The sequence below is a fragment of the Micromonospora echinofusca genome (genome assembly GCF_017614955.1).
In the GTDB taxonomy this organism is placed as follows: Bacteria; Actinomycetota; Actinomycetes; order Mycobacteriales; family Micromonosporaceae; genus Micromonospora; species Micromonospora echinofusca_A.
Genome location: NZ_WVUH01000276.1, coordinates 1 through 9,743 on the forward strand (window position 1 = coordinate 1; position 9,743 = coordinate 9,743).

Here is a 9,743-nt window from a genome sequence, read left to right on the forward strand (position 1 = left end):
GCCGGGGGGTGTGCGGGGGGCCGGCGTGCGCCGGGTCGGCGACACCCAACCGCAGGACCAGGTAGGGGAAACCCATCCCGGCGAGCAGCCCCCGCAGGGTCTGCCGGGTGCCCGGCACCTCGACCACCCCGCTGAGCGGTACCACCGACACCCCCAGCCGGGTCGCGGCCAGCCAGGCGGCCGACAGGGCCTCCCCGGCCCGCAGCCAGCTCTCCGGCTCGTCCTCGTCGCCGCTGAGCAGCCCGTACACGGCCGCCCGGTCGTGCCCGGGGCCCACCGGCAGGGTGCCGGGGCGACCGAAGTCCCGGCCCGGGACGGTGGTCTGCGGCTGCTGCTCGGGCAGCACCTCCGGCGGCAGGCCGGTACCCTCCGCCCGGCTGGTCCAGTAGAGCAGCTCCTCGCGCAACTGCGGTTCGCCCGCCTCCACGTTCGCCGCGTGACTGGCGGCGGCAGCCAACTCCAGCACCTGGTCGGCATCGAGCACCTGCAACCGGGCGCCCTCGGCGGCCGCCGCCCCGCCGATCTCGTCGAGCGCGCCGGCACCGACCCGTTCCTCGCCGACCGGCCGGCGGTCGGTGTGCCGTACCTGCATGCACTGCACCAGCCGCATCGCCCCCGGGTCGGCGCCGTCGGCGCGGCTCGCGGTGAGCCGGGCCAGCAGATCCCCGTCGCCCGGCTCGGGGAGCCGCTCCACCGCCACCCGCCAACCCTCGGCGGCCAACGCCACCCGGGCGTGGTGCAGCGCCGCGCCGCAGCTCAGCACCAGCAGCCGGCCGTCCGGGTCGGTCGCGGGAAGCTGCCGCTCGCGGACCGCCCGCAACTCCAGCCGGTCGGGCAGGACCCGCCACAACCAGGGCTGCGTGTTGTGCAGCGAGGGCGCGTAGCCGGCCGTCGTGGCGGCCTCCGCGAGCGCGGTGGTCAGCGTACGGTCCGTCTCCGGCTTCTCCTGGCTCATGGTCACGACCTTCCTTTTCCGCCCATCGTGCCCCAGTCCGCACCGCTGCGGGGCCGGTTGCCCGCTCCATCCTCCGCGCGGAACGGTCCGACCGCACGGTACCTATGCCCTGCCCGACCCGGGACATTCGCCCCACCCGGCACGGCAGGTAACCCGGAATCCTGGTCACCGGTCCACCCGGGTTGGGAGGATCGGCGGGGAGGAGAAGCCCATGGAGTGCGTCCCGGAGCAACCCGCGACGAGCCGGCGGCGTGCCTGGCTGGAGTGGAGCCCGCTGGTGGCGCTCACCGTCCTGGTCGCCGCCGGGGTGGTGCTCCGGTTCACCGGGCGGTCGGACGCGGCCGGTCTGGTGTGGGCCGGGGTGACCGTGGCCGCGCTGCTGCCGGCGGCCTGGTCGGTACTGCGGTCGCTGTGGCAGCGGCGGTTCGGGGTCGACGTGATCGCCGTCCTCGCCCTCGGTGGTGCGCTGCTGGTCGGCGAGTACCTGGCCGGTGCGGTGATCGCCCTGATGCTGGCCACCGGGCGGACCCTGGAGGCGTACGCGCAACGCCGGGCCACCCGGGACCTGCGGGCGCTGCTCGCCCGGGCGCCCCGGACCGCGCGCCGCCGTACCCCGGACGGCGGGATCGAAGTGGTCGACCTGGCCCGGGTGCAGGTCGGCGACCGGCTGGTGGTCGGCCCCGGCGACGTGGTCGGCGTGGACGGACGGACCGAGGAGGCGGCCACCCTCGACGAGTCGGTGGTGACCGGAGAGTCCCGCCTGGTGCAGCGGCGACCCGGCGAGGACGTGGCCAGCGGTGTGGTCAACGCCGGTGCCGGATTCGGGATGCTGGCCACCGCCACCGCCGCGCAGAGCACCTACGCGGGCATCGTCCGGCTCGCCGAGGAGGCCACCGCCCGCAAGGCCCCGATGGTCCGGCTCGCCGACCGGTACGCGGCGGCGTTCGTACCCTTCACCCTGGTCCTGGCCGGGCTGGCCTGGCTGCTCTCCGGGGAGTTCGTCCGGGCGGTCGCGGTGCTGGTGGTGGCCACCCCCTGCCCGCTGCTGCTGGCCACCCCGATCGCGATCGTCTCCGGCCTGTCCCGGGTGGCGCGCCGGGGTGTGCTGGTCCGTGACGGTGGTTCGCTGGAACTGCTCGGCCGGGCCCGTACCCTGCTGATGGACAAGACCGGCACGTTGACCGCCGGGCGTCCCCGGGCCAGTGAGACCGTCGTCGCCCCGGGCGGCGACTCCGACGAGGTACTGCGGCTGGCCGCCTCGGTCGAGCAGCTCTCCGGGCACGTCCTGGCGGCGGCCCTGGTCCGGGCGGCCCGCGACCGGGGCCTGGCCCTGACCACCCCCACCGGGGTGACCGAGGAACCGGGCCGGGGGGTCACCGGGCGGGTCGACGGCCGGCTGGTCCGCGTCGGGCAGCTCGACGGGGACCTGCCCGACTGGGCCGAACGGGCCCGCCGCCGGGCCGACCTGGACGGCGCCGCCACCGTCTGGGTCAGCGTCGACGACGCGCCGGTCGGTGCCCTGCTGCTGGAGGACCCGGTACGCTCCGACGCCCGGCGGACGGTACGCCGGCTGCGCGAGGCCGGGTTCACCCGGCTGGTGATGCTCACCGGGGACCGCCCCGGCACCGCCGACCAGGTGGCCCGGGTGGTCGGCGTGGACGACGTGGTGGCCCGCTGTTCCCCGCAGCAGAAGGTGGAACGGGTCCGCGCCGAGTCGCAGCGGACGGTCACCGTGATGGTCGGCGACGGGGTGAACGACGCCCCGGCGTTGGCCGAGGCGGGGGTCGGGGTGGCGATGGGCGCCACCGGGGCGACCGCCTCGGCGGACATCGCCGACGCGGTGCTCACCGTGGACCGGCTGGACCGGCTCGCCGACGCGGTGGAGATCGCCCGGCACGCCCGGCGGATCGCGGTGCAGAGCGCCACCGTGGGCATGGGCCTGGCCGTGCTGGCCATGGTGGCCGCCGCGTTCGGGTTGCTGCCCCCGGTGGCCGGGGCGTTCCTCCAGGAGGGCATCGACGTGGTGGTGATCCTCAACGCGTTGCGGGCGCTCGGCGGCGGCCTGCGCCACCAGGGGGTACCCGGGCACACCGGGGAGATGCTCGACCGGTACGCCGCCGAGCACACCGGGCTGCGGGACGTGCTGACCGGGCTGCGCGGCGCGGCCGACCTGGTGGCGACCCGACCGGACGCCCCCCAGGTGGTGCCGACCCTGCGGGCGGTGCACCGCCGGCTGGTCGACGAGGTGCTGCCGCACGAGACGGCCGAGGAGCAGCGGCTCTACCCGGCGCTGGCCGGCCCGCTGGGCAGCGCCGAGGCGACCGCCACGATGAGCCGCGCGCACGTGGAGATCCACCGCCTGATCGACCGGATCGGCGGCCACCTCGACCAGGTGGAGCCGGCGCCGGAGGAGGCCAGCCGGGCCGGGGCGGCGCCGGACGCCCGGCCGACCGGGACCGGGGCGGCGGCGACCGGGCCGCCGGCCGACGCCCGGCTCCGCGCCGACCAGGTGCCGGACCTCCTCGCCAGCCTCTACGGCCTGGACGCCGTCCTCCGCCTGCACCTGACCCAGGAGGAAGAGGACTACTTCTCCCTGAGAACGTAAGGAAGGGCCCCGGTTAACGCTTCCGGTATAGGAAGGGCCCCTTTTTAACACCTCAGATCTGCGGCGCGACGCAGATCTGTCGGCCACCACTCAGGATCGCCTCGCCGCGACCTGCCGTCGGCAGCACCCGGGCACCCGGCCCTCCGGCGCCGCCGACGGCAGGTCCGCCGGGCTCACTCCTGCCGGACCACCGCCACCGGGCAGTACGCGTGCGCGATGAGCTGCTGGCTGACCGAGCCGAGCAGCATCCCCCGCAGACCGCCGTGGCCCCGGCTGCCGACCACCACGAGCTGCGCGTGGCGGGTCGCCTCGACCAGGACCGCCGCCGGACTGCCGGCCGGCACCTCGACGGTCACCTCGACCTGCGGGTACCGCCGCTGCCAGTCGGCCAGCAACCCGTCCAGCGCCTCCCGTTCCCGGGCCGCGATGTCGTCCAGGTGCAGGTCCGTCGGGGTCCACTCGGGTACCGGCCGACCCCAGACCCGCACCACGTGCAGCGGTACGCCGCGCAGCGCGGCCCGCTCGAACGCGAAACCCAGGGCGGCCAGCGAACCGGCCGACCCGTCCACCCCGGCCACCACGTGCCCGGCCCGGCCGCCGCCCTCCGCCGGTGCCGCGCCGCGGACCACCACCACCGGGCAGTGCGCGTGCGCGGCCACACTGACCGCGGTGGAGCCCGCGAGCAGACCGGCGAAGCCACCGTGGCCCCGACTGCCGAGTACCAGCAGCGCGGCCGAGGCGGACCGCTCGGTCAGCACCAGGGCCGGTGGCCCGTCGAGGACCTCCCCGTGCACGGTGATCCCGGGGTGGCTGCCGCCGGCCCCGGCCACCGCGTCCCGGACCAGCTCCTCGACCTGGCGTCGGGCCAGTTCGTCCGGCCAGGTACCGGGGGCGATGCCCGGCCCGACCCAGCCGGCCACGGTCAGCCACTCGAAGGCGTACGCCAGCCGTACCGGCCGGTGGGTCCGGTCCGCCTCGTCCAACGCCCAGCCCAGCGCGGTCCGGGCGTCCGTCGAGCCGTCGTACCCGACGAGGATCTCGTCACTGGTCACCGGATGCTCCTCAGCTGTTCGTGGGATCGGTTTCCCGGACCCACCGCCACTCGGCGACCATCGGGTGGTCCTCGCCGTACCGGCGGGTGTGGTCACGGCACTCCTGCCGGGCGTCGACCATGGCCTGGCGCAGGTGCGCGGCCGGTACGGCCAGCCCCGGCACCCGGTCGATGACGTCGATGACCAGGTGGAAGCGGTCCAGGTCGTTGAGCATCACCATGTCGAACGGCGTGGTGGTGGTGCCCTCCTCCTTGTACCCGCGCACGTGCAGGTTGTCGTGGTTGGTGCGCCGGTAGGTCAGCCGGTGGATCAGCCACGGGTAGCCGTGGTACGCGAAGATGACCGGCTTGTCCCGGGTGAAGATGGTGTCGAAGACCCGGTCCGGTAGCCCGTGCGGGTGTTCGCTCTCCGGTTGCAGCCGCATCAGGTCGACCACGTTGACCACCCGTACCTTCAGCTCCGGCAGGTGCCGGTGCAGCAGGTCGGCGGCGGCCAGGGTCTCCAGCGTGGGGACGTCACCGGCGCAGGCGAGTACCACGTCCGGTTCCCGGCCCTCGTCGGTGCTGGCCCACTGCCAGATGCCCACGCCCCGGCGGCAGTGCTGGATGGCGTCGGACATGGACAGCCAGTTCGGGGCCGGCTGCTTCCCGGCGACCACCACGTTGATGTAGTGCCGGCTGCGCAGGCAGTGGTCCATCGTGGAGAGCAGGGTGTTCGCGTCCGGCGGCAGGTAGACCCGGACGACCTCGGCCTTCTTGTTGACCACGTGGTCGATGAAACCGGGGTCCTGGTGGGAGAAGCCGTTGTGGTCCTGCCGCCAGACGTGGCTGGAGAGCAGGTAGTTCAGTGAGGCGACCGGGCGGCGCCACGGGATGCCCCGGGTGGTCTTGAGCCACTTGGCGTGCTGGTTGAGCATCGAGTCGACCACGTGGATGAACGCCTCGTAGCTGGTGAAGATGCCGTGCCGGCCGGTGAGCAGGTACCCCTCCAGCCAGCCCTGGCACAGGTGCTCGGAGAGCACCTCCATCACCCGGCCGTCCGGGGCCAGGTGGTCGTCGTCGGGCCCGGTGGCGCCGACGAACGCCCGGTCGGTCACCTCGAACGCCGCACCGAGCCGGTTGGAGGCCACCTCGTCCGGGCCGAACAGCCGGAACCGGTCCGGGTTGGCGGTGATCACGTCGCGGACCCAGGTGCCGAGCACCCCGCTGGCACCGGCCACCGGCTCACCGGGCCGGGTCACGTCGACCGCGTAGTCCCGGAAGTCGGGCAGCACCAGGTCACGTAGGACGATCCCGCCGTTGGCGTGCGGGTTGGCGCTCATCCGCCGGTCCCCGCGCGGCGGCAGGGCGGCCAGCTCGTCGACCGGGGCGCCGGTGGCGTCGAAGAGTTCCTCCGGCCGGTAGCTGCGCAGCCAGCGTTCCAGCTCGGCCAGGTGCGCGGGGTTGTCCCGGACCTCGTTGATCGGCACCTGGTGGGCGCGGAAGGTACCCTCGATCCGCTTGCCGTCGACCTCGCGCGGGCCGGTCCAGCCCTTCGGGGTACGCAGCACGACGGCCGGCCAGCGCGGTCGGTCGGTGTGCCCGTCGACCCGGGCCCGGCGCTGGATGGCCGCGATGGAGTCCAGGGCGCGGTCCAGGGTGGCGGCCAGTTCCTGGTGTACCCGGTCCGGCTCGTCGCCGTCGACCACCATCGGTTCGTATCCGAAGCCGCGCAGCATCGACATCAGGTCGTCGCGCCCGATCCGGTCCAGTACCGTCGGATTGGCGATCTTGTAGCCGTTGAGGTGCAGGATGGGCAGGACCGCGCCGTCCCGGGCCGGGTTGAGGAAGACGTTGGACAGCCAGCTCGCGGCGAGCGGGCCGGTCTCCGCCTCACCGTCGCCGATGACGCAGGCCACCAGCAGGTCCGGGTTGTCGAACGCGGCCCCGTACGCGTGCATCAGCGAGTAGCCGAGCTCCCCGCCCTCGTGGATCGAGCCGGGGACCTCCGGGGCGACGTGGCTGGGAATTCCGCCGGGGAAGGAGAACTGCCGGAACAGCCGGGCCATGCCGGTCTCGTCCCGCCCGACCGACGGGTACAGCTCGCTGTAGGTCCCCTCCAGCCAGGTGTTCGCCACGATCGCCGGTCCCCCGTGGCCGGGGCCGGTGACGAAGATGGCGTCCAGGTCCCGCTGGGTGATGGTCCGGTTCAGGTGGGCGTAGAGCAGGTTCAGGCCGGGGCTGGTACCCCAGTGGCCGAGCAGTCGGGGCTTGACGTGCTCGGGCGCCAGCGGCTCGTGCAGCAGCGGGTTGTCCAGCAGGTAGATCTGCCCGACGGTCAGGTAGTTGGCGGCGCGCCAGTACGCGTCGAGCCGGCGCAGCTCGTCCTCGGTCAGGGGGCCGTGTGTGTCCAGTGCCGTGTCCATCTACCAGAGCCTCTCGCGGGTCGGGGGATCGCGCATCCGGAGCCGGGCTGTCCGGGTCGGTCCCAGCTTCGCGGTCGGGTGTCCACCTCGGTCAGGGCCGTTGGTCCCGGCCCCGGGGGGCCTCCTGACGTATCGACGGCGCCCGCTGGCCCTGCGATCCGCCGGACCGGCCGCCGGATGCGTCGGGCCCGTGCGCGGCGCCCAGGCGGTCCACGGACGCGTCGGGCCGGTCCATGGCGCCCAGGCGGTCCACGGACGCGTCGGGCCCGTGCGCGGCCCCGCCGGGACGCCGGGCACGTCGGCTGACGGCGTGTGCGCGTACCACGATCACCGGGGCGGGCGAGTGGTAGAGCAGACTCTGGCTGACCTCCCCGAGCATGCCCCGGGTCGGGTCGGAGCCCCGGGCGCCGACCACGGCCAGCGCCGCCGCGCGGGACCGGTCGAGCAGCACCTGGCTCGCCTCGCCGGCCAGCACCTCCTGCCGGACCGGCACCCCGGGATACCCGCCGTGCCAGCGCGCCACGTCCTCGGCGAGCCGGTCGACGAGGTCACCGTCCCGCCGGTCCGGGTCGGTGACCCGGACGACCAGCAGTTCCGTGTGCCGACGGTCGGCGCAGTCGAAGGCGTACGCCAGGGCCGCGTCGGCGGACGACGATCCGTCCACCCCGACCAGTACCGGCCCGTCGGCCGGTGGCGGGGTGCGCCGGACCACCAGGACCGGTGACCCGGCGCGGGCGGCGACCTGCACGGCCGGCGCGTCCCACGGTACGCAGCCGCAACCGGCCAGGTCACCGTCGCCGAGGGCGACCAGTGCGGCGCGCTCCGAGTGCCGGACCAGGCTGGCGACCGCCGGGCCCTCCGCGAGTTCACCGTGTACGGCCAGGTCCGGGGCGATCTCGCTGGCGGTGGCCACGGCCCGGTCGATGAGTTCCTCGGCGGCCTCCCGGGGCAACCGGCCCCCGGGTTCGGTCTCCACCGCCGCCCAGTTGAAGGCGTGCAGCACGGTCAGCGGGCGGTGCTGGGCGGCGGCCTCCTGCGCGGCCAGCCGGACGGCGGCCAGGCTCAGCGACGAGTCGTCGATCCCCACCACGACCGGCGCGTCGGCGGGAGCGGTCATCCGGCCTCACCTCCCGGCTCCCGCCCCCGACCGTGGCGGCTGCCCACGGTCGAGGCTAGTGCGGCGGGTGGAACCGGGGCCCGGGTTCAGCGGAACTGAAGCCGGTTGACCAGGTCGAACATCCGCGCGCCGAGGAGCCGTCGGGTGTGCACCATGCCCTGCGCGGCCAGGGTCACCAGGTAGCGGGTACGCGGGCGGCGGGCGGTCACCGCCCGTTCGATCACCCGGGCCACCCGGTCCGGCGTGGTGGCGAGCAGCGGGTTGGCGTACGACGCCGTCATGGTCCGGTCGACGGCGGCGACCAGGTCCCGGTAGGGGTCGTTCACGTCGCTCCCGGAGCCCAGGGACCGTGCGACGGTGGCCCCGAACCGGGTACGGATCAGACCCGGTTCGACGACCGCCACCTGAATGCCGAACGGCCGGACCTCCTGGCGCAGCGCATCGGAGATCGCCTCCACCGCGTACTTGCTGGCGTGGTAGTAGCCCCCGACGGGGAAGACGATCCGGCCGCCCATCGAACTGACGTTGACGATCCGTCCCCGCCCGGCGCGCCGCATCCCGGGCAGCACGAGCTGGGTGAGCCGGGCCAGCCCGAACACGTTCGTCTCGAATTGGGTGCGGACCCGGTCCAGGTCGGCCGTCTCGATCGGGCCGTACTCGCCGTAGCCGGCGTTGTTGACCAGTACGTCGATCTGGCCGTGGGCGGCCTCGACGGTGGCCACGGCGGCGGCCATCGACGCGGCGTCGGTGACGTCGAGGGGGAGCAGCCGGGCACCGGTCGCGGCGAGGTCGGCGATGGCCGCCACGTTGCGCGCGGTGGCGTAGACGGTGAGGTCGGGCCGGCGGGCCAGACGTTCGACGGTGGCCCGGCCGATGCCGGAGGAGGTGCCGGTGATCAGGACGGTGGTCATGGGGGTCACTCCTGGTGGGTGAGGCCGGCGACGAGCAGCGTCACGCCCTCGCGCAGCCGGCGGCGGGGCAGTTCGGGGTCGGTGAGGTCGGCTTCCAGGCCACGGGTGAGGGCCACGGCCAGCTCCGCGAAGGACCGGGCCCGGTCACCGGCCGTGTCGGCGACCAGCATGGTCACCAGGTCGGTCAGTTCCCGGGTGTACGCCCCGGCGAGGTCGCCGGTGAGTCGGGCGCTGGCGTCGAGCAGCTCGGCGGCGTGCGGCGGGCTGTCCCGCCACAGTTGCAGGGTCAGCTCCAGCTTGGCGGCGAGTACGCCGTGCAGCCGGTCGTCGAGGGGGGCGGTGGCGTCGGCGGCGGCGCGGGCCTGGGTCAGTGACCGGTCGAACAGTCCGGCGGCGAGGCGTCGGTATGCGTCGTCCTTGTTGCGGACGTACTGGTAGACGGCGGGACGGGACATCCCGGCCGCGGTGGCGATGTCGTCCATGGTGGTGCGCCGCATGCCGTGCCGGGTGAAGCACCGGTAGGCGGCATCCAGGATCCGTTCGAGCCGATCGTCTGACATGCTGACAATTCTTGCTCAGATTGTCAGAACGTCAACGTGGCCCCGCTCACCCCGCCGGCCTCATCCCCGTCGATCATGGACTTGTGGTGCCCCACGTAAGCCGTTGCAGGACACAAAAGCCCCACCACAAGTCCATGAT

At 74.3% G+C, this 9,743-nt stretch carries 7 protein-coding genes; 1 reads left to right on the top strand and 6 read right to left on the bottom strand.

What is annotated here, in order from left to right; translation table 11 throughout:
- The coding region (locus tag GSF22_RS25060; protein WP_244454074.1) for an Acg family FMN-binding oxidoreductase at positions 1 to 955 on the bottom strand (955 nt) is incomplete at its 3' end.
- 211 nt (positions 956 to 1,166) lie between these two features.
- On the opposite strand from GSF22_RS25060, the gene GSF22_RS25065 reads away from it, so the two are divergent.
- Positions 1,167 to 3,560 (top strand): heavy metal translocating P-type ATPase, encoded by a 2,394-nt coding sequence (locus tag GSF22_RS25065; RefSeq protein ID WP_307804299.1) that lies wholly within the window; start codon positions 1,167 to 1,169, stop codon positions 3,558 to 3,560.
- A 173-nt stretch (positions 3,561 to 3,733) separates the two neighbouring features.
- Here GSF22_RS25065 and GSF22_RS25070 read toward each other — a convergent pair whose 3' ends face one another.
- From GSF22_RS25070 to GSF22_RS25090, 5 genes are all read right to left on the bottom strand, one after another.
- Positions 3,734 to 4,612, bottom strand: a complete 879-nt coding sequence (locus GSF22_RS25070) for a universal stress protein (RefSeq protein ID WP_208816190.1) — start codon at positions 4,610 to 4,612, stop codon at positions 3,734 to 3,736.
- 10 nt (positions 4,613 to 4,622) lie between these two features.
- Positions 4,623 to 7,016, bottom strand: a complete 2,394-nt coding sequence (locus tag GSF22_RS25075; protein WP_208816191.1) for a phosphoketolase family protein — start codon at positions 7,014 to 7,016, stop codon at positions 4,623 to 4,625.
- Positions 7,017 to 7,107: 91 nt separating this feature from the next.
- Positions 7,108 to 8,133 (bottom strand): universal stress protein, encoded by a 1,026-nt coding sequence (locus GSF22_RS25080; protein WP_208816192.1) that lies wholly within the window; start codon positions 8,131 to 8,133, stop codon positions 7,108 to 7,110.
- Positions 8,134 to 8,219: 86 nt separating this feature from the next.
- Positions 8,220 to 9,044 carry an oxidoreductase gene (locus tag GSF22_RS25085; RefSeq protein ID WP_208816193.1) on the bottom strand — a complete coding sequence of 275 codons (825 nt, stop codon included), beginning with the start codon at positions 9,042 to 9,044 and terminating at the stop codon, positions 8,220 to 8,222.
- Between the two features lie 5 nt (positions 9,045 to 9,049).
- Positions 9,050 to 9,604 (bottom strand): TetR/AcrR family transcriptional regulator, encoded by a 555-nt coding sequence (locus GSF22_RS25090; protein ID WP_208816194.1) that lies wholly within the window; start codon positions 9,602 to 9,604, stop codon positions 9,050 to 9,052.
- Positions 9,605 to 9,743: the final 139 nt, after the last annotated feature.